Source organism: Aeromicrobium massiliense JC14 (genome assembly GCF_000312105.1).
In the GTDB taxonomy this organism is placed as follows: Bacteria; Actinomycetota; Actinomycetes; order Propionibacteriales; family Nocardioidaceae; genus Aeromicrobium; species Aeromicrobium massiliense.
This window is the reverse complement of sequence record NZ_HE978637.1, coordinates 103,720-124,202: the sequence shown is the minus strand read 5'-3', so window position 1 is coordinate 124,202 and position 20,483 is coordinate 103,720. Positions and strand designations below refer to the sequence as shown.

The 20,483-nt window shown below is 73.0% G+C and carries 25 protein-coding genes and 1 tRNA gene; 10 read left to right on the top strand and 16 right to left on the bottom strand.

Going from position 1 to position 20,483, the window contains the following annotated elements; translation table 11 throughout:
- Positions 1-8: 8 nt before the first annotated feature.
- The 8 genes from trmB to HGAM_RS07605 all read left to right on the top strand — a co-directional run bounded on the left by trmB (position 9) and on the right by HGAM_RS07605 (position 6,057).
- On the top strand, positions 9-716 hold the full coding sequence (trmB, locus tag HGAM_RS07640) for a tRNA (guanosine(46)-N7)-methyltransferase TrmB (protein WP_019144886.1): 708 nt from the start codon (positions 9-11) through the stop codon (positions 714-716).
- Between the two features lie 9 nt (positions 717-725).
- On the top strand, positions 726-1,118 hold the full coding sequence (locus HGAM_RS07635; RefSeq protein ID WP_019144885.1) for a DUF3052 family protein: 393 nt from the start codon (positions 726-728) through the stop codon (positions 1,116-1,118).
- A gap of 28 nt (positions 1,119-1,146) precedes the next feature.
- Positions 1,147-1,929, top strand: a complete 783-nt coding sequence (locus HGAM_RS07630) for an IclR family transcriptional regulator domain-containing protein (RefSeq protein WP_019144884.1) — start codon at positions 1,147-1,149, stop codon at positions 1,927-1,929.
- 89 nt (positions 1,930-2,018) lie between these two features.
- Positions 2,019-3,206, top strand: a complete 1,188-nt coding sequence (locus tag HGAM_RS07625) for a thiolase family protein (protein ID WP_019144883.1) — start codon at positions 2,019-2,021, stop codon at positions 3,204-3,206.
- On the top strand, positions 3,203-3,898 hold the full coding sequence (locus tag HGAM_RS07620) for a 3-oxoacid CoA-transferase subunit A (RefSeq protein ID WP_019144882.1): 696 nt from the start codon (positions 3,203-3,205) through the stop codon (positions 3,896-3,898). Before HGAM_RS07625 ends, HGAM_RS07620 begins: the two co-directional genes overlap by 4 nt.
- Positions 3,898-4,557, top strand: a complete 660-nt coding sequence (locus HGAM_RS07615) for a 3-oxoacid CoA-transferase subunit B (RefSeq protein ID WP_019144881.1) — start codon at positions 3,898-3,900, stop codon at positions 4,555-4,557. The genes HGAM_RS07620 and HGAM_RS07615 overlap by 1 nt, the downstream gene beginning before the upstream one ends.
- Positions 4,558-4,600: 43 nt before the next feature.
- Positions 4,601-5,377 (top strand): FadR/GntR family transcriptional regulator, encoded by a 777-nt coding sequence (locus tag HGAM_RS07610; protein WP_019144880.1) that lies wholly within the window; start codon positions 4,601-4,603, stop codon positions 5,375-5,377.
- A complete protein-coding gene (locus tag HGAM_RS07605) occupies positions 5,374-6,057 on the top strand; it encodes a PDC sensor domain-containing protein (RefSeq protein WP_147543624.1) in 684 nt (227 codons plus the stop codon). The genes HGAM_RS07610 and HGAM_RS07605 overlap by 4 nt, the downstream gene beginning before the upstream one ends.
- A 69-nt stretch (positions 6,058-6,126) precedes the next feature.
- On the opposite strand, the gene HGAM_RS07600 is transcribed toward HGAM_RS07605, so the two are convergent.
- Genes HGAM_RS07600 through HGAM_RS07575 form a run of 6 tightly spaced genes read right to left on the bottom strand, consistent with a single transcriptional unit; the run spans position 6,127 to position 11,802 of the window.
- A complete protein-coding gene (locus HGAM_RS07600) occupies positions 6,127-6,966 on the bottom strand; it encodes a substrate-binding periplasmic protein (RefSeq protein ID WP_081591893.1) in 840 nt (279 codons plus the stop codon).
- 28 nt (positions 6,967-6,994) lie between these two features.
- On the bottom strand, positions 6,995-7,654 hold the full coding sequence (locus HGAM_RS07595) for an amino acid ABC transporter permease (RefSeq protein ID WP_019144877.1): 660 nt from the start codon (positions 7,652-7,654) through the stop codon (positions 6,995-6,997).
- Positions 7,654-8,292, bottom strand: coding sequence for an amino acid ABC transporter permease (locus tag HGAM_RS07590; RefSeq protein WP_019144876.1), 639 nt, complete (start codon positions 8,290-8,292; stop codon positions 7,654-7,656). The genes HGAM_RS07595 and HGAM_RS07590 overlap by 1 nt, the downstream gene beginning before the upstream one ends.
- Positions 8,292-9,062 carry an amino acid ABC transporter ATP-binding protein gene (locus tag HGAM_RS07585; protein WP_019144875.1) on the bottom strand — a complete coding sequence of 257 codons (771 nt, stop codon included), beginning with the start codon at positions 9,060-9,062 and terminating at the stop codon, positions 8,292-8,294. The genes HGAM_RS07590 and HGAM_RS07585 overlap by 1 nt, the downstream gene beginning before the upstream one ends.
- Positions 9,059-10,261 carry an aspartate aminotransferase family protein gene (locus HGAM_RS07580; protein ID WP_019144874.1) on the bottom strand — a complete coding sequence of 401 codons (1,203 nt, stop codon included), beginning with the start codon at positions 10,259-10,261 and terminating at the stop codon, positions 9,059-9,061. The genes HGAM_RS07585 and HGAM_RS07580 overlap by 4 nt, the downstream gene beginning before the upstream one ends.
- Positions 10,258-11,802 (bottom strand): aldehyde dehydrogenase family protein, encoded by a 1,545-nt coding sequence (locus HGAM_RS07575; RefSeq protein WP_019144873.1) that lies wholly within the window; start codon positions 11,800-11,802, stop codon positions 10,258-10,260. The genes HGAM_RS07580 and HGAM_RS07575 overlap by 4 nt, the downstream gene beginning before the upstream one ends.
- Positions 11,803-12,097: 295 nt before the next feature.
- Between HGAM_RS07575 and HGAM_RS07570 the strand changes: the two genes are divergently transcribed.
- Positions 12,098-13,243 carry an NAD(P)/FAD-dependent oxidoreductase gene (locus tag HGAM_RS07570; RefSeq protein ID WP_019144872.1) on the top strand — a complete coding sequence of 382 codons (1,146 nt, stop codon included), beginning with the start codon at positions 12,098-12,100 and terminating at the stop codon, positions 13,241-13,243.
- Positions 13,244-13,448: 205 nt separating this feature from the next.
- Here HGAM_RS07570 and HGAM_RS07565 read toward each other — a convergent pair.
- The 4 genes from HGAM_RS07565 to HGAM_RS07550 form a co-directional block, all read right to left on the bottom strand.
- Positions 13,449-13,522, bottom strand: a tRNA-Leu gene (locus HGAM_RS07565).
- A 12-nt stretch (positions 13,523-13,534) separates the two neighbouring features.
- The gene (locus HGAM_RS07560; RefSeq protein ID WP_019144871.1) at positions 13,535-13,843 is read right to left on the bottom strand and encodes a transcriptional regulator; all 309 of its coding nucleotides are present in this window, start codon (positions 13,841-13,843) and stop codon (positions 13,535-13,537) included.
- A complete protein-coding gene (locus HGAM_RS07555; RefSeq protein ID WP_020691815.1) occupies positions 13,840-14,286 on the bottom strand; it encodes a hypothetical protein in 447 nt (148 codons plus the stop codon). Before HGAM_RS07555 ends, HGAM_RS07560 begins: the two co-directional genes overlap by 4 nt.
- A 31-nt stretch (positions 14,287-14,317) precedes the next feature.
- A complete protein-coding gene (locus HGAM_RS07550; protein ID WP_038951637.1) occupies positions 14,318-15,244 on the bottom strand; it encodes an NAD(P)-dependent oxidoreductase in 927 nt (308 codons plus the stop codon).
- A gap of 105 nt (positions 15,245-15,349) precedes the next feature.
- Here HGAM_RS07550 and HGAM_RS07545 point away from each other — a divergent pair, with 105 nt between their 5' ends.
- Entirely contained in the window at positions 15,350-15,586 is a 237-nt protein-coding gene (locus HGAM_RS07545) for a DUF1059 domain-containing protein (protein WP_019144868.1), read from the top strand.
- A 6-nt stretch (positions 15,587-15,592) separates the two neighbouring features.
- On the opposite strand, the gene HGAM_RS07540 is transcribed toward HGAM_RS07545, so the two are convergent.
- The 6 genes from HGAM_RS07540 to HGAM_RS18300 form a co-directional block, all read right to left on the bottom strand.
- A complete protein-coding gene (locus HGAM_RS07540) occupies positions 15,593-16,465 on the bottom strand; it encodes a sigma-70 family RNA polymerase sigma factor (protein ID WP_019144867.1) in 873 nt (290 codons plus the stop codon).
- Positions 16,462-16,989: a hypothetical protein gene (locus HGAM_RS07535; RefSeq protein ID WP_020691817.1), complete on the bottom strand. Its 528-nt coding sequence runs from the start codon at positions 16,987-16,989 to the stop codon at positions 16,462-16,464. Before HGAM_RS07535 ends, HGAM_RS07540 begins: the two co-directional genes overlap by 4 nt.
- 53 nt (positions 16,990-17,042) lie before the next feature.
- Positions 17,043-17,984, bottom strand: coding sequence for a Ppx/GppA phosphatase family protein (locus HGAM_RS07530; RefSeq protein ID WP_019144865.1), 942 nt, complete (start codon positions 17,982-17,984; stop codon positions 17,043-17,045).
- 39 nt (positions 17,985-18,023) lie between these two features.
- Complete coding sequence (locus HGAM_RS18310) at positions 18,024-19,334, bottom strand: cation:dicarboxylate symporter family transporter (RefSeq protein WP_019144864.1); 1,311 nt, start codon at positions 19,332-19,334, stop codon at positions 18,024-18,026.
- Between the two features lie 69 nt (positions 19,335-19,403).
- On the bottom strand, positions 19,404-19,913 hold the full coding sequence (locus tag HGAM_RS18305; RefSeq protein ID WP_019144863.1) for a DUF501 domain-containing protein: 510 nt from the start codon (positions 19,911-19,913) through the stop codon (positions 19,404-19,406).
- Complete coding sequence (locus HGAM_RS18300) at positions 19,910-20,479, bottom strand: FtsB family cell division protein (RefSeq protein WP_019144862.1); 570 nt, start codon at positions 20,477-20,479, stop codon at positions 19,910-19,912. The genes HGAM_RS18305 and HGAM_RS18300 overlap by 4 nt, the downstream gene beginning before the upstream one ends.
- Positions 20,480-20,483: the final 4 nt, after the last annotated feature.

The following is a 20,483-nucleotide window of genomic DNA, read 5'->3' as shown; positions in this document are numbered from 1 at the left end:
CTGCTGCGGTGTCCGAAGCGCCCCCGTACCGCACCGAGCCGGTCTCCTTCACCCGCCGTGGCGGCCGCCTGAACGAGCGCCAGCAGAGCGCCTGGGACGAGCTGGCCGGACGCTACGTGCTGGACGTCCCGCGCAGCGGCCCGAGCACGTCGGTCGACCCCGCCTACGAGCTCGACGTCGAGGCCGCGTTCGGCCGGCAGGCGCCGCTCGTCGTCGAGATCGGCAGCGGACGCGGCGAGGCCGTCGTCGCCGCGGCCCAGGAGCGTCCCGACCACGACTTCCTGGCGCTCGAGGTCTACAAGCCGGGCGTCGCGCAGACCCTCGTGCAGGTGCGCCAGCACCGGCTCACCAACGTCCGGTTGGCCATCGTCAACGCCGCCGAGGCCCTGGCCACGATGGTGCCGGCCGAGCGCGCCGACGAGGTGTGGGTGTTCTTCCCCGACCCGTGGCACAAGAAGCGCCACCACAAGCGGCGCCTGGTCGACGACTCGTTCCTGCCGCTCGTGCGGCGGGTGCTGCGGCCGGGCGGCACGCTGCGGCTCGCGACCGACTGGCTCGACTACGCCGAGCAGATGGACGAGGTGCTCGCCCGCGCCGAGGGCTTCGACCACGCCGGCCGCACCGAGCGCTTCGCCGGGCGCACCGTGACCCGGTTCGAGACCAAGGGCACGACCGTCGGGCGCGACATCTGGGACCTGACGGCCACGCGTCGCTAGGCTGTGCCCGTGCCTGAGCCCACCACCGCCGAGCTGCTCGGCATCGGCGAGGGGTACGCCGTCTGGCTGGTCGGCGGCTCCCTCGAGACCGACAGCCTGCTCGACCCCCTGCCCGAGGGCGCCTTCGTCATCGAGGCGCCCGAGGGCGACGACGACTCCAGCGAGAGCGTCGACGCCGCCGTCCTGGTCGCCGACGGGCAGGCCGACCTGCGCCGACTGCTCGACGACACCCTCTCCGAGCTCGGCTCCGTCGAGCCGGTCTGGGTCGTCTACCCCGACGACGGCTACGGCACCATGACGCCCGAGGACGTGTACGACGTCCTGGACGACTTCGCGTGGGCGGCCTACGAGCACCACCGCCTGGGCGGCGCGTGGTCGGCCATGCGCATCGCGCAGCTCTGAGCGTCCGGCGGACCCTAGGGTGGCCACCATGACACCGGCCGAGCCGTCCCCCGGCGCGCACCACGTGCAGTCGCTGGAGCGCGGGCTCGCCGTCATCACTGCGTTCGACCGCGACCACCCGGCGATGACGCTCACCGAGGTCGCCCAGCGCACCGGCCTGAGCCGCGCCACCGCCCGGCGGTTCCTGCTCACGCTCGTCGACCTGGGGTTCGTGCGGCTCGACGGCACCCGCTTCTCGCTGACGCCACAGGTGCTGCGGCTCGGCACCGCGTACCTGAGCGGCCTGGACCTGCCGCAGATCGCCCAGCCCCACCTGGAGCGGCTCAGCGCCGCGCTGCACGAGTCGACGTCCGCGGCCGTGCTCGACGGCACCGACATCGTCTACGTCGCCCGGGTCGGCACGCGGCGCATCATGTCGGTCGGCATCACCGTCGGCACGCGCTTCCCGGCCCACGCCACGTCCATGGGCCGGGTGCTGCTCGCCCACCTGGAGCCCGCCGAGCTGGACGCGTACTTCGCCACCGCCGAGCTGACCGCCCTCACCGACGCCACGCTGCACGACGAGGCGACGCTGCGGGCCGCGCTCGGCCGGGTGCGCGACCAGGGGTGGGCCAGCGTCGAGCAGGAGCTCGAGCCCGGCCTGGCCTCGGTGGCCGCTCCCCTGCGCGGCACCGGCGGACGCGTCGTCGCGGCGGTCAACGTCTCGGCCACCTACGCCGGACGCTCCCTGCCCGAGTCGTACCGCACCGAGCTCCTGGCCACCGCGGCGGCGATCTCGGACGACCTCGCCGTCGCCCCGCACGCCGTCTGACCCCTGGCCGACCGGCCCTCGGCTTGGTAGGCTTGAGTTCGCACAGCAAACACTTGTTCGCATCGTGAACTTCTCCTCCAGGAGGACCCATGGCCTACGTGTACGCGGCCGCTCGCACCCCGTTCGGCAAGTTCAACGGCGCCCTCGCCGGCGTCCGCCCCGACGACCTGGCCGCCACCGCGCTCCGCGGCGTGCTGGCCAAGGCCCCCGACCTGGACCCGGCCCGCATCGACGACGTCCTGTGGGGCAACGCCAACGGCGCCGGTGAGGACAACCGCAACGTCGGACGCATGGCCGTGCTGCTCGCCGGCCTGCCCACGTCGGTGCCCGCGACCAGCATCAACCGGCTCTGCGGGTCCAGCCTCGACGCGGTCATCCAGGCCTCGCGCGCCGTCGACACCGGCGACGCGGACGTCGTGGTGGCCGGCGGCGTGGAGTCCATGACCCGCGCGCCGTGGGTGCTGCCGAAGCCGAGCCGCGCGTTCCCGGCCGGCGACACCACTGCGGTCTCGACCACCCTCGGTTGGCGCCTGGTCAACCCGCGCATGCCGAAGGAGTGGACGATCTCGCTCGGCGAGTGCAACGAGCAGCTGGCCGAGGCCAAGGACATCGGCCGTGACCGCCAGGACGCGTTCGCCGCCCGCTCGCACGAGCTCGCGGCCCAGGCCTGGGACGACGGCTTCTACGCCGACCTCGCCGTGGCGGTCGAGGGCGTCGAGCTCGACCGCGACGAGAGCATCCGGCCCGGCACGACGGTCGAGAAGCTCGCCGGCCTCAAGCCGGCCTTCCGCCCCGACGGCAGCATCACCGCCGGCAACGCCTCGCCGCTGAACGACGGCGCGTCCGCGGTCGTCATCGGCTCCGAGGCTGCCGCCTCGACGCTCGGCCTCGAGCCGCTGGCCCGCATCGCCGGCCGCGGCGTCCACGCGCTCGACCCGACCGAGTTCGGCTTCGCTCCCGTCGAGGCGGCCAACGCGGCGCTGCGCCGGGCGGGCATCTCGTGGTCCGACGTCGGTGCCGTCGAGCTCAACGAGGCCTTCGCCGCCCAGTCACTGGCCTGCGTCGACGCCTGGGACGTCGACCCCGAGATCGTCAACACCCGCGGCGGCGCGATCGCCATCGGCCACCCGCTCGGCGCGTCCGGCGCCCGCGTGGTCGGCACCCTCGCCCACGTCCTGCGCGAGCGCAAGCAGCGCTGGGGCGTCGCCGGCATCTGCATCGGCGTCGGGCAGGGCCTGGCCGTCGTCCTCGAGAACACCGCGTCGGACGCGCGATGACCCGGGCCACCGTGCTGGACACGGCGCGCGAGGCGGTCGACGGGATCGAGGACGGCTCGACCGTGCTCGTCGGCGGCTTCGGCCTGGCCGGCATGCCGTTCGACCTCATCGAGGCGCTCATCGACCAGGGCGCGAAGGACCTCACCGTGGTCAGCAACAACGCCGGCAACGGCGAGTGGGGCCTGGCCGCGCTGCTCAAGGCCGGACGCGTCCGCAAGGTCGTCTGCTCGTTCCCGCGGCAGAGCGACTCGTTCGTGTTCGACGAGCTGTACCGCGCCGGGAAGATCGAGCTCGAGGTCGTCCCGCAGGGCAACCTGGCCGAGCGCATGCGCGCCGCCGGTGCCGGCATCGGGGCGTTCTACTGTCCGACCGCGGTCGGCACCCCGCTGGCCGAGGGCAAGGAGGTGCGCGAGATCGACGGACGCACCTACGTGCTCGAGATGCCGATCAAGGGCGACGTCGCGCTCATCTCGGCGCACACCGCGGACCGCATGGGCAACCTCGTCTACCGCAAGACGGCCCGGAACTTCGGCCCGGTCATGGCCACCGCCGCCACCACGGTCGTCGCTCAGGTGTCCGAGGTCGTCGAGACCGGGACGCTCGACCCCGAGGCGGTCGTGACCCCGAGCATCTACGTCGACCGCGTGGTGCGGGTCGAGCCGCGTCACCTGCAGGTGGAAGGAGCCCGCTGATGAGCACGCAGGAGCACACCGACCGGGGCCCGCTAGACCGCGACGAGCTCGCCGCCCGCGTCGCCCGCGACATCCCCGACGGCTCGTACGTGAACCTGGGCATCGGCCAGCCGACGAAGGTCGCCGACCACCTGTCGGCCGACTCCGGCGTCGTCCTGCACACCGAGAACGGCATGCTTGGCATGGGGCCGCAGGCCCAGGGCGACGAGGTCGACACCGACCTCACCAACGCCGGCAAGGTGCCGGTCACCGAGCTGCCCGGCGCTGCGTACTTCCACCACGCCGACTCGTTCGCGATGATGCGCGGTGGCCACCTGGACGTCTGCGTGCTGGGCGCCTTCCAGGTCGCGGGCAACGGCGACCTGGCCAACTGGCACACCGGCGCACCCGACGCCATCCCCGCCGTCGGCGGCGCGATGGACCTGGCCATCGGCGCCAAGGAGGTGCTGGTGATGATGAGCCTGTTCGCCAAGGACGGCTCGGCCAAGATCGTGCCGGCGTGCACGTACCCGCTCACCGGCGTCGGCTGCGTGAGCCGGGTCTACACCGACCACGGCGTGTTCGCGGTTGGGCCCGACGGCGTCACCGTGCTGGAGACCTACGGCCTGTCGTTCGACGAGCTCGCCGAGCGCATGGACGTCCCGCTGCAACGCGCCTGACGGAACGACCCGGACGCCCGAGCGCGCCGATAGACTCGCGAGCATGCCTGCACGCGCTGCGTCGGCGCCCCGGCGTCCCGAGCTGCTCACGACGCACACGCGTCGCGTGCTGTTCGCGCCGCTGGACGCCCACGGCCGGGCCGAGACGGTGGCCGAGCGCCTGCGCACCGCGATCTCGCTCGGCGTCCTGGCCGAGGGCGACCTGCTGCCGCCGGAGCCCGAGCTGGCCGCGCAGTTCAACATCTCCCCCGTCACGCTGCGCGAGGCACTGAACCGCCTGCGCGACCAGGGCCTGGTGACCACGCGGCGCGGACGCGGCGGCGGCACCGTCGTCACCGCCCCGACCGTCAGCCAGATCCGCGTGGCCATCGACCAGGTGCGCGCCCTGACCGCCCTGGACCTGCGCGACCTGGCCGACTGGCGCCGGGCGCTGTCGCTGGAGTCGGTGCGGCTCGCCGCCCGCCGCGCGTCCAGCGAGGACGTCGCCCCGATGCCGCGCAGCGTCGAGCGGCTGCACGAGGCCGGCGACGGCATCGAGGGCCGCCGCGCCGAGAGCCGCTTCTACATCGAGCTGGGCGCGGCGTCGCAGTCGACCCGGCTCAGCACCGCCCTGATCAACGCCCAGGTGGAGTACAGCCCGGTGCTCACCCTCGTCTACCACGCCGTGGAGACGCGCGAGCACGTCGCGCGCCTGCTCGAGCCGGTGGCCGAGCATCTGCGCGAGGTGCGCGTCCGCGAGGCCGAGCAGGCCGTCGCGGACGCCATCGGGTTCGTCGCCGACCGGGCCGGCACGCTGCGCTCGAACGGATGGCAGGCATGAGACGCGACATGGAGCAGCGCGCCCAGCGCATCGTCGACGTCACCGACGCGCTCTTCACCGACCTGGAGCGGATCGCGGCCGCGACCGCGCCCGCGCTCGCCGGCGGCACGGACGCCGAGGCGCTGGCGGCGGTCACCGAGCCGCCGGTGCTCGCCCACCTCGAGGGGCATCCGCTCACGATCGGCGCGGGCGTCGCCGTCGCACCCGAGGCCGCCGGTCTCGGCCCGCTCGGCACGATGGTCTGGTGGCGCCGTTCCGGCGACGAGGTGCGCCGCAAGCAGCACGTCGACAACCCGGCGTCGGACTCCTACTACGACTTCGCCCAGTCGCGCTGGTTCCGCACCGCGGTCCAGACCCGGCAGCGCACGCTCATCGCGCCGTTCGTCGACTCCTGGGGCACGGACGACCTGACGATGGTCGCGGCCGTGCCGGTGGTCGTCGACGACGCCGTGCTGGGCGTCGTGGCCGCTGACCTGGTCGTCCGCACCTGGCTGGCCGAGGTCGACGACCTGCTCGACCCGATGAGCCGCGAGCTGCTGCTGGACGCCGAGGACCGCGTCGTGGCCAGCTCGGACCCGACGATCGAGCTGTCGGTGCGCCTGCGCGCGCTCGAGGACGCCCGCGTCGAGCGCCGCGTCCCGGTCGGCGCGTCCGGCTGGACGCTCGTCCACCTGGCCTGACCCTCCCCCGACACGACGACGGGACGCCACCCGCGGTGCGGGCGACGTCCCGTCGGGACCGTGACGAGGTCAGCTGACGAGGCGCGCCTCGCCCACCTCGGCGGCCGTCTCCGGCAGGCCGTGCTCGCCGAGGATCTTGACCAAGCGGCCGTCCTCGCGCATCGCGCCGACGAGCTCGTCGAGCGCCTTCGCGAGCGCCTCGTCCTTCGGGTGGACGAGCATGCTGGTCTGGCTCGGCTCGTTGGTGGCCGGCACGCGGTCGTCCTCCTCCAGCACGGCGAGCTCGAAGTCGGTGCCCTTGGCCGAGATGGTCGCGGCGCCGTAGCCGTCCAGCGCGGCGTCCAGACGGCCGGCCTTCAGGTCGTTGGCCAGCGCGCCGGAGTCGGCGTAGACCCGCAGGTCGGTGCCGGGCAGCGCCTTGAGCGCGTCGACCCACAGGTAGCCCTCGACGGTGCCGATCTTCTTGCCCAGCAGGTCGTCGACGGTCGAGTAGCCGTCCTCGGACATGACGGTCAGCTCGTCCACGTACAGCGGGGCGCTGAGCGTGGTCTCCTTCGCGCGGGCCTCGGTGCGGTAGAAGCCGCCGACGGCGACGTCGACGCGACCGGTGTTGACGGCGGGGATCGCCGCGGCGTACGTGTACGGCGCGTGCTCGATCTCCAGGCACTCCTCCTCGGCCAGGGCCTTGAGGATGTCGGAGTCGATGCCGGCGATCTCGCGGTCCTGCTCGAACGAGTACGGCGGCGTGTTGGTGAGGCCGACGGTCAGGACCCCCTCCTTGACCGTCGAGACGTCGTGCGCGGGCTTGCAGTCGGCCGCGACGCTGGACTCCGAGTCGGAGCCACAGGCCGACAGCACGAGGGCGGCGGCGGCGAGGACGCCACCGACGCGCAGCACAGAGGACTTCATGGTTTCTCCTTGAGGGGTGGTGGATGACTCACAGGTGCCGGTTGAGGCGCCGTTCGAGTCGGGCTACGAGCCAGCTCGCAGGGATCGTGACGGCCAGGTAGAACAGCCCGGCCAGGACCAGCACGTCGAGGTAGCGGTACGTCGCCGCCCCGACCGAGTAGGCCTGGCTGAGCAGCTCGGGCAGGCCGACGGAGTAGGCCAGCGCACTGATCTGGAAGATCAGGATCGCGAAGCCCATCAGGGTGGGCAGCGCGATGCGCAGCCCCTGCGGGATCACGACGAACCGCTGCGTGTCGCCGCCGGACATGCCCAGGGCGGAGGCCGCCTCGAGCTGGCCGGACGGCACGGCGCGCAGGCCGGCCCGGATGATCTCGCTGGTGTAGGCCGCCGTGGTGAGCGACAGCGCCACCACGACCGCGGGGAAGGTCTCGAGGGTGAGACCCGCGTCCGGCAGGCCGAAGTAGATGAGCTGCAGCATGACCAGGGCGGGCATGCCGCGACCGACCTCGACCAGCACGATCGCCGGCAGCCGCACGGGCAGGCGCTTGGCCGACGACCACAGCGCCAGCACCAGGCCGAGCGTCAGGCCGATCGCCAGGCTCAGCCCGGTGACCTTGAGGCTCAGGCCCAGGCCGTCGAGCAGCCGCGGCGCCCAGTCGGCCCAGTCGTCGAGCAGGGAGGTCGACATCAGCGGCTCCTCTCGATGCTGAGCCTGTCCTCCAGGTAGCGCGAGAGCAGCGCCAGCGGAGTGCCGAGCGCGATGTAGACCGCGCCGGCCAGGACGAACGGGAGCAGGCCCGCGCCGGTGGAGCGCGCGTCCTGCCCGGCGACGAGCATGATCTCGGCGACGCCGATGGTGGACACCAGCGCGGAGTCCTTCAGCAGGCTGATCGCCCAGGTGACCATGCCCGGGACGGCGACGCGGGCGGCCTGGGGCGCGATGACCCGGGCGTACGTCGTGCGCCGGCCCAGGCCGAGCGCCTGGCAGGCCTCGAACTGACCGCGGTGCACGGCGAGCAGGCTTCCGCGGTAGACCTCGGACAGGTGCGCGGCCGAGACGAGGCCCAGCGCGATGACCGCGGCCTGGAACGGGTCGAGCCGGATCGCGCCGCTGCCGATGCCGAAGAAGACGATGAACAGCAGGACGATCGGCGGGATGCCGCGCAGGACGTCCACGACGAGCCGGGCCAGGCCGCGCACGAGCAGCCACGGGGTGCGCCGCAGCAGCACCAGGACGAGGCCGACCAGCGCACCGACCGCGAAGGACGCGCCGGTGACGGCGAGCGTCGTCGGCACCGCCTCGAGGATGATGACGAGGTGGTCCATCAGCGGTCCCGGATGGCCGACAGGAAGGTGCGGGTGCGCTCGACCTGGGGGTGCGCGAGGACGGCCTTGGGGTCGCCCTCCTCGATGATCCGGCCGTCGGACATGACGACCAGACGGTCGGCGACCTCGGTGGCGAAGTGGATCTCGTGGGTGACGACGATCATCGTCATGCCCTTGTCGGCGAGCTGGCGCATGACGGCCAGCACCTCCAGGCCCAGCTCGGGGTCCAGCGCCGAGGTCGGCTCGTCGAACAGCATGACCTTCGGGTCGAGGGCCAGCGCGCGGGCGATGGCGACGCGCTGCTGCTGGCCGCCCGAGCACTTGGGCGGGTAGGCGGACGCCTTGCCCGCCAGGCCGACCTGCTCCAGCAGGGCCATCGAGCGCTCGTCGGCCTCCTTGCGCGAGCGTCCGAGCACCCGCTCCTGGGGCAGCGAGACGTTGCGCAGCACCGTCAGGTGCGGGAACAGGTTGAACGACTGGAAGACCATGCCGACGTCACGGCGCAGCTGCATGAGCTCGGCGTGCTTGACGCCGCGGGCGGTGTCGAGCGTGCGGCCGAGCACCGTGACGGTGCCGGAGTCGGGCACCTCGAGCAGGTTGATGCAGCGCAGCGTCGTGCTCTTGCCCGAGCCGGACGGGCCGATGATCGCCACGACCTCGCCCGCCGAGACGGTCAGGTCGACGTCGTCGACGGCCACGTGCCCGGCGTACTCCTTGCGGACGTTCGACAGGCTCAGGATCGCCTGCCCGGCGGAGGGGTCGGTCGTCACGCGGGGGTCTCCTTCTTCACGGTGCGGACGGCGTCGACCAGCGCGGAGGCGATGGTGCGGACGTCGTCCTCGGTCATCGGCGTCGACAGGGCGACGAGGCCGTTGGTGCCCGCCATGACGCCACGGCGGTAGGCCTCCCACCACAGCTCGCCCACGTCGACGGGCTCGCGCAGGCGCGTGAGCGAGCCGCCGCCGCTGGCGGCGACCCCCGCCTCGGCGAGCAGGCCGCGGAGCAGCTCGCCCAGCCGGTCCAGGCGGGCGATCGCGGCCTCGTCGAGGTGCTCGAGCGCCACCCGGCCGGCGGTCATCGTGACCGGGTTGGCGCTGAACGTGCCGCCCCAGCCGACGGCGCCCTGGCGGCGCGGGTCGAACACGTCCATGATCTCGGCCCGGCCGCCGAGCCCGCCGACCGGGTAGCCGCCGCCGATGACCTTGCCGAAGGTCACCAGGTCCGGCTCGATGCCGTAGCGCTGGTGCAGGCCGCCGACGTCGAGCCGGTAGGTGATGACCTCGTCCACGACCAGCACGGCGCCGAGCCGGCGGGTCGTCTCGCGCAGGTGCGTGACGAAGCCCGGGTCGGCCGGCACGAGGCCCGCACGGTTGGGCATGAGGTCGACCAGGACGCCCGCCAGGTCGTCCCCGTGCTCGTCGAGGGCCGCGTCGTACGCCGCCCGGTCACCCTGCGGGACGACCACCACGGTCTGCCCCACCGCGTCCGGGACGCCGGGCGCCGTCACGTCGACGACCGCGTCGGTCGTGCCGTGGTAGCTGCCGGCGAAGCGGATGACCACGTCGCGGCCGGTCGCGGCGCGGGCGCCGCGCAGCGCGGTCATGACCGCCTCGGTGCCCGAGTTCGAGAAGCGCCACAGCTCCAGGCCGGTGCGCTGCTGCAGCAGCTCGGCCAGGGCGACGTCCTCGGCGGTCGGCAGCCCGAACGCGGTGCCGCGGGGCACGACGCCGGCCACGGCCCGCTGCACGGGCTCGAAGGCGTGGCCGTGGACGAGCGCCGTGTAGTTGTTGTTGCAGTCGAGCACGCGGTGGCCGAGCTGGTCCTCCACCCACGCCCCCTCGCCGCGGACGGCGAACGGCGGCGTCGGAGGGACGAACAGCGTCGAGCGGGTGTTGCCGCCGGGCATGACCGCCCGGGCGCGCTCGGCGAGCGGGTGGTCGGCGTACGCCGCCTGGGCCGGGCCCGTCACGCGTCCACCACGATGGTGCGGCTCTGCTCGCGCATGAAGCCCTGCAGGTAGTGCACGCCCAGGCCACCCTTGCCGGTCGAGCCGCTGCGCTTCCAGCCGCAGAACGACTGGACGCCCGGCCACGCGCCGGTCGTGGCGCCCGCCGCGCGGTTGACGTAGAGCACGCCGGCCTCGACCTCGTCCAGGAAGGTCTCGACCTGCTCGGGGTCGGCGGAGAACACGCCCGCGGACAGGCCGTACTCGACGGCGTTCGCCTCGGTCATGGCGTCCTCGAACGAGTCGACGGCGATGATCGTCAGGAACGGGGCGAACAGCTCCTCGCGGGTCAGCCGGTGGCCGATCGGCAGGTCGGTGACCACGACGGGGCGGAACCAGTTGCCCTTGAGGTCGTCGGCCCGACCTCCGGTGAGCACGCGTCCGTCGGCCGTCGCCTGGGCGATCGCCTCGTCCACGCGGGCGGCGATGGCGTCGTCGATGACCGGGCCGAGTCCCGCGGCGGGGTCGATCGGGTCGGCCAGCACGAGCGCCTCGGCCTGCTCGACGATCTTGGCCGCGAGCTCGTCGGCGACCGACCGCTCCACGACGACGCGGCGGCACGCGCTGCACTTCTGGCCCGACAGGCCGAAGGCCGAGCGGACGATGCCGGACGCGGCGGCGTCCAGGTCGGCGGACGCGGCGACGACGGCGACGTTCTGGCCGCCCATCTCGGCGAGCACCGGGCGGGGCAGCCCGTTGGGGCGCGGCGTCTCGACGAGCTGCCACCCGACGGCCGACGAGCCGGTGAACGCGATGCCGTCGACGTCCGTGGCGGCCAGCGCCTTGCCGGTCTCGGCGCCACCATGGACGACGTTGAGCACGCCGGCGGGCAGGTGGGCGGCGATGATGCGCGCGATGACGCCGCTGGAGCGCGGGGTCTTGTCCGACGGCTTGAGCACGACGGTGTTGCCGGTGACGAGCGCGGCGCTGGTCATGCCGACCAGCAGCGCGGCCGGGAAGTTGAACGGCGAGATGACGCCGAAGACGCCCACCGGCACGAGCACGTCGTAGTTCTTCTCGGACTCGGTCGAGGTCTGCTGCACGGCGTAGCCCTCGTTGGCCTCCATGAGGTGCGTGTAGTGCGCGACCATGTCGAGCACCTCCTGCACCTCGCCGACGGCCTCGAGCCGGGTCTTGCCCGTCTCGGCCGACACGAGGGCCGCGATCTCCGGCACCTGGCCGGCCAGCTCGGCGCTGGCGGCGCGCAGCAGCTCGTTGCGCTCGGCGTACGGGGTGCGGCGCCAGCCCTTCGCTGCCGCCTTGGCGGCGGCGACCGCCCGCTCCACGACGGCCGCGTCCGCCTCGTGGGCCCGGCCGACGACCACGCCGGCGTGGCACGGGTCCTGCCGCTCGATCGCCGCGCCCTCGAACAGCTCCTGGCCGTCGACGACGTGCGGCTCGACCGCCACCTGCGCCGAGCGGGCGAGGGTCAGCGCAGCCTCGAACCGACGCTCCGTGTCGGCGTCCCCGAGGGTGGACGAGGAGTAGTCGATCTTCTGGCTCATGGCGTTCCTTCCGGTCCGGCGGCGATGTGACCGCGGTCATGTCCGCGCATCGAATGGCGTTAACATACACAACTATCTTTTTCCTGCCCAGACCTTCGCTCAAGTTCTCGTCGTGGCGGTTTCGCTCGTGTTTCGGGACGGTTTCGGCCTGACCGTCGTTCTGCCCTGTGGCGCCGGTCACGGATCCAGGTGCGCACGACCAAATCGTCCGGAGGGCTGGTCAACTAAAACGACATACTTGTATGTTTGCGCCCACGCGGCTGGACGAGCCGTTCGACAGGGAGGAACGAGCAACGTGGCGGACAAGCGGGTCGTCGTCGTCGGCGGCGGAGTGGCGGGACTGTTCACGGCGTGGGACCTGGTGCGGGCCGGGGGCGTCGAGGTGGACGTCCTGGAGATGTCCCACCCCGGTGACGGGTCGTCGGGCCGGTCGGTCGGCATGGTCGAGACCCAGTACTTCGAGCCGGCCGACGTGGCGGTGCGGGCCTACGGCCGCCAGGTCTACAGCGCCCTGGTTGCCGAGCACGACCTCACGTTCACCCACGGCGGGTACCTGCGGCTGGGTCGCACGGACGCCGACCTCGAACGCTTCCGCGAGAGCATCGAGACCCAGCGCGCGGTCGGCATCGAGGACGCCGTCGTGCTGTCCCCGGCCGAGCTGGCGCAGCGCTGGGGCCACCTGGTCGTGGACGACCTGTCCGGTGGCCTGTTCGGCTCCTGGGACGGGTACGTCGACGGCTACGAGGTCTGCCAGGTGCTGGCGCGGCTCGTGCGCGGCGCCGGCGGACGCGTGCACACCGGCACCCGGCTGCTCGGGGCCGAGCGGCCCGAGGCCTGGCGCCTGGAGACCACCCGTGGCGTCTTCGAGGCCGACGTCGTCGTCAACGCGGCCGGCTCGTGGGCCGGGCCGGTCGGGCGGACGCTCGGCGCGCCCGTCGCCCTGACGCCCCAGCTGCACGGCGCGGTGACCGTCGAGCTCGCGCACGACGTGCCGTTCACGCCGTTCATCATGGACTACATCCCCGGGTCGGGCGTCGAGGGCGTGTACTTCCGCTCCGAGCGCGCCGACCAGCTCATCGCCGGCCTGCACACGGAGGAGGCCATCGCCCCGACGGTCGACCCGGACGTCACGCTGGGCAGCCTGCCGATGCCCGAGGTCGAGCGCATCATCGAGCTGCTGCTCCCCCGCCTGCACAACGTCGACGACATGGCGATCGGCCGCAGCTGGACCGGCACCTACCCGATGACGTCCACCCTGTCGCCGCTCACCGGGCCGCACCCGGACCAGCCGTCGGTGGTCTACGCGGCCGGCGGCGGCGGCAACGGCATCCAGCTCGGCCCCGCGATCGCCCGCCACGCGGCGGACGCGATCCTCGAGCGTCCGGCTCCGTTCGGCGAGCACGCGCTCGCCTGGCAGGTCACCGCGGGCGCGGCCATCTGAGCCGCACCGCCCCCTGATCGGCGGGGCGCCGGCGCGACCGCAGTTCCCCGACTGCGCGAGTCCTGCGTCCCGCCTTCCCACCTCCCGGAGTTCCTCGCCCGAGCCCGGCTCCCCCGAGATGTGGACGCAAAGGCACCACGTTCGCCGAGATCGTGGTGCCTTTGCGTCCACATCTCGCCGGAGGCGACGCGCGGTGAGGTTCCGGTGCTCCCGGTGGGACTCGAACCCACACTGCGACGGGTTTAAGCCGTCCGCCTCTGCCGATTGGGCTACGGGAGCGCGCGCGTCAGCCTAGTCAGCCGGCGCCGCGCCCGGGTCGCCGACGAGCTCGCGGAGCGCGGCGACGTGTCCGCGGTACGCCTCGCGGCCGGCCGGCGTCAGCGAGAGCCAGGTGCGCACACGGCCCTTGCCGGTGGGCTTGGAGACCTTCACGTAGCCGGCGTCCTGCAGCACCTTGACGTGCTTGCTGACCACCGAGTCGGCCGCGCCGAGCATGTCGCGCACGGCGGAGAACTCCGCGGACGTCGTGGCGTCGAGGAACGCGCAGATCTTCAGCCGGTTCGGCGCGTGGACGACCTCGTCGAACCGGCTCTCGGTCACACGCCCTCCCGCAGCTCGCGGCGGACCGCCGCGTCGAACCGGCCGCCGAGCACCACGGTGACCGGGACGAGCAGCCCGGCGAGCACGTACATGGGCCAGACCGTGTCGGTGAGGCGCGGGACGATCACCGCGGCCAGCGCGACGACGAAGACCGAGCCGCCCATGGCGTACGACCAGCGTCGCGCCGGGCCCGACTGCAGGCCGTCGATCCAGACGCCGGTCGTGCGGCGGTAGGCCCGGACGAGCAGGTACAGGCCGGCGAAGAGGACGGCCAGGAAGAGCAGGTCCAGCAACGGTCCGCCCAGGGTCAGGCCCACCACGTACACGGCGAGCATGACACCGAGGGTCAGGTGGTACCACCAGGGCGTCACGAGACGATCGGCCGCGGCGGCACGGGCGGCGGCGACGTCCTGGAGCGGATCGATGTTTTCCATGTCGGACACTCAATCATGTTCCGAGATGGAAAGTCAATGATCAGCCGACGACGACGTCCGCCGGCTCGTCCCCCGCCCGCAGCCGCGCGAGCTGGCCCCGGACGACCCGCACGATCCGAGGGCGCATGGCCGACGTCATGCCGCCGACGTGCGGGCTCACCAGCACGCCGGGCGCCGACCACAGCGGATGGCCGGCCGGCAGCGGCTCCGGGTCCCACACGTCCGAGGCGAACCGCAGGCGTCCGGCCTCGGCCAGGATCGCGTCGGTGTCGGCGACCTTGCCACGGGCGACGTTGACCACGAGCGCCCCGTCCGGCAGGGCGGCCAGGAAGCGCGCGTCGACCAGGTGGTGCGTCGCCGCGGAGTACGGCACCGCCGCCACGACGACGTCCACCGTCGGCAGCAGCGCGTCGAGCTCGTCGGTGCCGTGGACGTACACGCCGTCCTCGTCGCGGGCCCGCGAGGCGACACGCACGAGCTCGCAGCCGAAGCCGTCCAGCCGCGCCGCCACCTGGGTGCCGATGCCCCCGTGCCCCAGCAGCATGACGCGCCGATCGATGAGGCTCGACGTGAACGCCTTGCGCCACTCGCCGTGCTCCTGCTGGCGCACGTGGGACGGCAGGTCGCGCAGGGCCGCGAGGGTCAGCGCGACGGCCAGCTCGGCCGTCGACTCCTCGTGGACGCCGACCGCGTTGGCGACCCGGCCACCCTCGCCGATCGCGTCCGCGACACCGTCGTAGCCGAGCGACTGCAGCTGGACGAGCCCGATGCGCGAGACGTCCAGCCGGGTGAACGCGTTCCCGCCGCCGAGGTCGTACGGCCACACGACGAGGTCGAGGTGGCCGTCGGGCTGGTCGGCCTCGCGCGGGTCCCAGACCACCAGCTCGGTGTCGGGCTCGTCGGCCAGCGACTCCAGCCAGGTCTCCTCGGGGACGCTCACGCGCAGGTCGGTCGTCGGCTCGCTCATGACCCCGATCATGCCCGTGCCCGGGCGATGTCACATCGCGTGCCCCTCGTGCGTCATGAGGGTAGGAGCAGGCGCCCGCCTGACCGCACCGACCGAGGAGACACCATGAAGACCATGACCTGCCGCCAGCTCGGCGGCCCCTGCGACCTCGCGCACACCGGCGAGACCGCGGACGACGTCATCAACGCCCAAGACAAGCACCTGCGCCAGGCGGTCAAAGCCGGCGACGCCGCGCACGAGCCCGCCCGCGAGGACATGAAGGGCCGCTGGCGCCACCCGAAGAAGTCGCTCGGCTGGTACCGCGACATGAAGAAGGCGTTCGCCGAGCTGCCGGAGGGCTGAGCGCCGTCAGGCGGGTGCGCGTGGGGCGTCGCGCCCGCCCGGCCCGCCGTCGCGGCGGGGCCGCACGGTGGCCAGCAGCGACGGCTCGGCCCGGAACTCGATCCGGGTGACGACGCCGTCGGAGATGTCGAAGTCGAAGACCACCCGCGCCCGGCCCCGGTCCATCCACGCCGCGGCGGCCCGGTCCCCGGCGAAGACGGGCAGCGCGGCGTGCGCGGAGCCGTCGAAGAACGCCGACACCTGCTCGCGCCCGACGATGCTGGTCGGCGTGCCGAGCGCGGCGGCGGCCGCGTCGGCGCCCACCACGACGTCGGGCGCGAGCAGCGCGACGAGCCGGTCGAGGTGACCGCCCTTGGCGGCCGACAGGAAGGCGTCCACGACCTCCCACCGCGGCGGGACGGCCGCCGGCGCGGGCCCGGCCAGCTTCGCCCGGGCGCGCGACGCGAGCTTGCGTGCCGCGGCCGGGGACGTGTCGAGGACGGCCGCGACGGCGGCGAAGTCGTGGCCGAAGCTGTCGTGCAGCACGAAGGCGACCCGCTCGTTCGGCGACAACCGGTCCAGGACGACCGACAGCGCCTCCCCCACCGAGTCGGCCAGCACGGCGTCCTCGACCGGGTCGTCGTAGGGGTCCGCGGCGTCGACCGGCTCCTCGGGCACGGGCACCTTGGCGCGCAGCCGGTCCAGGCACAGCCGGGTCGTGACGGTCGTGAGCCAGGCCGGCAGGCTGTCGATCCTCCGGTCGGTGCCGTGCAGCCGCAGCCACGCCTGCTGGACGACGTCCTCGGCCTCGACCCGGTCGTCGAGCATGCGGGCGGCCAGGCGCACGAGGCGCGGGCGCTCGGCCTCGAACGCCTCGGCGTCCGCCGCCGGGTCGCTCACGGCGTCACCCGGACGAGCTCGACCTCGTCGGTCAGCTCGGCGAACCAGGGCTCGGACTCCACGAACGCGACCAGCGCGTCGGCGTCGGCCCCGTGCAGGACGACGTCGGTGGTCTCGGGCAGGACGTGCCAGGAGGGGACGACACCGGCGCGGGTGGCGGCGAGCTCGTCGCGCATGGCCTCGATGACCGCCATCAGCACGGCGTTCCCGTCGGCCCGGTCGAACACGGCGTCCACGGGCACCGCCGCGTGCAGCCGGGCGACGATCACGGCGCACCGTCCGAACGGTGTCCGCTGCCTGGTACGGAGGTCCTCGACGTAGGAGCCGACCGGGGCTGCCTGTCGCTCGAGCAGGTCGACGGCCGCCGCCACGAACCGCTCGTCCTTCGTGCGCACGTAGAGCTCCGTGCCCTCGACCCGAGCGTCGTCGTCGATCAACGTCCGGCTGCCCGTGACGGTGAGGCTCACGCCCTCGGCGGCCAGCTCGTGCACGAGCGGGTCCTCGTACCAGTCGCCGCGATGCATGGGCAGAACCCGCGCGGGCAGGTGGACGCGGTGGGTCGGCCGACGACGTCCGATCACGGCTGGTCCAGGGGCAGGACGAACGACAGCGCGATGCCGTCGAGGATGTCGTGCTCGCTGATGACGATCTCGTCGGTCTGCAGCGGCAGGTGCGACAGCACCGAGTCCAGCACGAGCGCACCGCCGCCGATGACGTCCGCGCGACCGGGGTGCATGAACGGCAGGTCGCGCCGCTCGGCCACCGACATCGACGCGAGCGCCAGGCACGCACTGGTCATCTCGTCGACCGGGATGCGGGCTCCGTGGAGCGCCTCGCTGTCGTAGCGGGGCAACTCCAGCGCGTGGGCCGCGACGGTCGTGATCGTGCCGGCGACGCCGATGAGCGTCGAGACCGGCGGGTACTTCTCCAGCTCGCGGCCGATCAGCCGGTCGCACGCGTCCAGGCAGGTGCCGATCTCGGCCAGGGTCGGCGGGTCGGCGTGCAGGAACCGCTCGGTCATCCGCACCGAGCCGATGTCGTAGGACTCCCCCACGTCCGGACCGAGCGGCTTGTCGCCCAGGACGAGCTCGGTCGACCCGCCGCCGATGTCGAGCACCGCGCGCGAGCCCGGCGGCAGCCCCCACGTGGCCCCCACGTAGGAGAACCGGGACTCGCTCGTGCCGCTGATGACCTCCGGACGCACGCCGATGACCCGCTCCACCCTCTGGCCGAACTCCGCGGAGTTGGCCGCGTCCCGGGTCGCGGACGTCGCGCAGAAGCGCACCTTGTCGACGTCGTGCTCGGCGATGACGTCGGCGTACTCGCGCAGGGCGCCCAGCGTGCGCTCGATCGCCTCCTCGGCCAGCACGCCGGTGCGGTCGACGTCCTGGCCGAGGCGGACGATGCGCATCTCGCGGGCGAGGTCGGTCTTGCTGCCGTCGATGCCGACGTCCGCCACGAGCAGACGGATCGAGTTCGTGCCGCAGTCGATCGCGGCGACGCGCTGGGCATCGAGCATGAGGGCGAGCCTAGCGAAGCACGCCGGGGCCGCCCGTCGTCAGTCGTCGAGCATGCGGCTCTCGTCGAAGGGACGCTGCCCGTCGAGCACCGCGTCGAGCCGCTCGCGGTCGACCGTGCCGGTCCAGTGGCCGACCAGCACCGTGGCCACCGAGTTGCCGGCGAAGTTCGTCAGCGCCCGCGCCTCAGACATGAAGCGGTCGATGCCGACGATGAGGCCGACGCCCTCCACCAGCTCGGGGCGGTGCGAGTTGAGGCCGCCGGCGAGCGTCGCCAGGCCGGCGCCCGTGACGCCCGCGGCCCCCTTCGACGCGATGATCATGAACACCAGCAGCGAGATCTGCTCGCCCAGCGACAGCGGCTTGCCCAGAGCGTCCGCGACGAAGATCGACGCCATCGTCAGGTAGATCGCCGTGCCGTCGAGGTTGAACGAGTAGCCGGTCGGCACCACGATGCCGACGGTCGTCCGGTCCACGCCCGCATGCTCCATCTTGGCGATCACCCGGGGCAGCGCCGACTCCGAGGACGACGTCGACAGGATGAGCAGGAACTCCCGGCCCAGGTACTTGAACAGCTTGAAGATGTTCACCCGCGTCACGACGTACAGCAGCGTGCCGAGGACGCCGAAGACGAACAGCACGCACGTGACGTAGAAGCCGATCATCACCGTCGCGAGGCTCTTGAGCGCGTCCACGCCGGTGGCACCCACGACGGCCGCCATGGCACCGAACGCGCCGATCGGCGCCAGCCACATGATCATCGCCAGCACCCGGAAGACGACCTTCTGGATGTAGCCGATCGCAGTGAGCACCGGCTCGCCCGTCTCGCCCATCGCCTGCAGGGCGAAGCCGACCAGCAGCGCCACGAGCAGGGTCTGCAGCACCTCGCCGGAGGTCAGCGCCGACACCAGGGTGTCCGGGACGATGCCGAGCAGGAACTCCCAGGTCGTCTCCTCCTCGGCGACCTGCTCGGAGCCGGTCGCGGCGAGCTCGTCGCTGAGCTGCAGCCCCTCGCCCGGGTCGAGCAGGTTGCCCACCACCAGGCCGATGGCGAGCGCGAACGTCGACATCGTGACGAAGTAGGCCAGGGCGAGGCCGCCGACCTTGCCGACCTGCGCGGCGCTGGCCACCGAGCCGACGCCCAGCACGATCGTGCAGAAGATGACCGGCGCGATCATCATCTTGATCAGCGCGACGAACAGGTCGCCCAGCGGCTTGAGCTCCTGGGCGAACTCAGGGGCGACGAAGCCCAGGGTCACGCCGGCCACGACCGCGACGATGACGGCGATGTACAGGTAGTGCGTGCGGTCCTTGCGCTCGGTGCGCGTGGACTCGGGCTCGGCCCTGGTCATGGATCCCCCCGGATCGACGTGATTGGTCCGCGCCCATCCTGGGGCCGGCCGGGGGCGACCGCGACTCGGCTACTCCTGGGGGTCCTGCTGCTGCGGGCCGCAGGGCGTCCCGGCCCACCAGTCGCCCAGCAGGGCGAGGGTCTCGTCGCCCAGCGGGTTCACGCCGGGACCGACGGCCAGGCTGTGCCCGACGAGCACGTGCAGGCACTTGACCCGCGTGGGCATGCCGCCGGCGGAGACGTCCTTGATCTCCGGCACGTGGCCCAGCGCCTCGCGCTCGGCCAGGTAGGACGTGTGCGCGGCGGCGTACGCGGCCGCGAGGTCGGTGTCGTGGGTGAGCCGCTCGCTCATCTCACGCATGAGCCCGGACGCCTCGAGGGTGCCGATCTCGCCGGCGAGCCGGTCGCACGTGACGTAGTACAGCGTGGGGAACGGGGTGCCGTCGGGCAGTCGCGGCTCGGTCTTGACCACGTTCGGGTGGCCCGAGGGGCAGCGCGACGCGATCTCGACGATGCCGCGCGGCACGCGTCCGAGCTGGCCCTCGATGGCCTCGATGTCGGCGGGGTCGATGGTGGTCACGACTTCTTCTTCAGCACCTTGTCGGGGTCGGGGGGAACGGGGGCGTCCTGCTTCACGTCCTGCGGGGGCTCGTCGGCCTGCTCGACCGACGCCCAGAGCCGGGCCTGCCAGCTGTCGGGCGTCTCGTCGGGCGCCTCGTCGAGCTCGGCGACCTCGCCCTGCACCTCGCCGTCGGCGCCGATGACCCGGTAGCCGACCTCGCCGGGCATGACCCAGCCGAAGCGGGCGCGGGCCTGCTGCTCGACGTACGCCGGGTCCTCCCAGCGGGCCTCGTCGTCCTCGAGCCGGGCGATGTCGGCCTTCGTCGTGGCGATCTGCGCCTTGGTCGACTGGATCTCCTGGCGCTGCTGCCACCAGGCGTTCAGGCTCGTGACGTACGAGGCGACGAGCAGCAGCACGACCGCGAGCAGGATGATCGCCCGGGTCGTGAAGCGGGCCGGGCGCGCCGGCGCGAGGGCCGGCTCCCCCGCGGTGGTCGGTGCGGCCGACGGCCCCGTGCGCGACCGGGCCGGCCGACGGCTCCGCGAGGGGCCGCGACCGGGTCCACGGTTCGACGACGGGGCCACCGGA

Bases quoted from the DNA above. Each gene is read 5' to 3' on its own strand.
- HGAM_RS07630 (WP_019144884.1), top strand. From the start codon at position 1,147: ATGACACCGGCCGAGCCGTCCCCCGGCGCGCACCACGTGCAGTCGCTG.
- HGAM_RS07625 (WP_019144883.1), top strand. From the start codon at position 2,019: ATGGCCTACGTGTACGCGGCCGCTCGCACCCCGTTCGGCAAGTTCAAC.
- HGAM_RS07620 (WP_019144882.1), top strand. From the start codon at position 3,203: ATGACCCGGGCCACCGTGCTGGACACGGCGCGCGAGGCGGTCGACGGG.
- HGAM_RS07615 (WP_019144881.1), top strand. From the start codon at position 3,898: ATGAGCACGCAGGAGCACACCGACCGGGGCCCGCTAGACCGCGACGAG.
- HGAM_RS07610 (WP_019144880.1), top strand. From the start codon at position 4,601: ATGCCTGCACGCGCTGCGTCGGCGCCCCGGCGTCCCGAGCTGCTCACG.
- HGAM_RS07605 (WP_147543624.1), top strand. From the start codon at position 5,374: ATGAGACGCGACATGGAGCAGCGCGCCCAGCGCATCGTCGACGTCACC.
- HGAM_RS07600 (WP_081591893.1), bottom strand. From the start codon at position 6,966: ATGAAGTCCTCTGTGCTGCGCGTCGGTGGCGTCCTCGCCGCCGCCGCC.
- HGAM_RS07595 (WP_019144877.1), bottom strand. From the start codon at position 7,654: ATGTCGACCTCCCTGCTCGACGACTGGGCCGACTGGGCGCCGCGGCTG.
- HGAM_RS07590 (WP_019144876.1), bottom strand. From the start codon at position 8,292: ATGGACCACCTCGTCATCATCCTCGAGGCGGTGCCGACGACGCTCGCC.
- HGAM_RS07575 (WP_019144873.1), bottom strand. From the start codon at position 11,802: ATGAGCCAGAAGATCGACTACTCCTCGTCCACCCTCGGGGACGCCGAC.
- HGAM_RS07550 (WP_038951637.1), bottom strand. From the start codon at position 15,244: ATGAGCGAGCCGACGACCGACCTGCGCGTGAGCGTCCCCGAGGAGACC.
- HGAM_RS07545 (WP_019144868.1), top strand. From the start codon at position 15,350: ATGAAGACCATGACCTGCCGCCAGCTCGGCGGCCCCTGCGACCTCGCG.
- HGAM_RS07535 (WP_020691817.1), bottom strand. From the start codon at position 16,989: ATGCATCGCGGCGACTGGTACGAGGACCCGCTCGTGCACGAGCTGGCC.
- HGAM_RS07530 (WP_019144865.1), bottom strand. From the start codon at position 17,984: ATGCTCGATGCCCAGCGCGTCGCCGCGATCGACTGCGGCACGAACTCG.
- HGAM_RS18310 (WP_019144864.1), bottom strand. From the start codon at position 19,334: ATGACCAGGGCCGAGCCCGAGTCCACGCGCACCGAGCGCAAGGACCGC.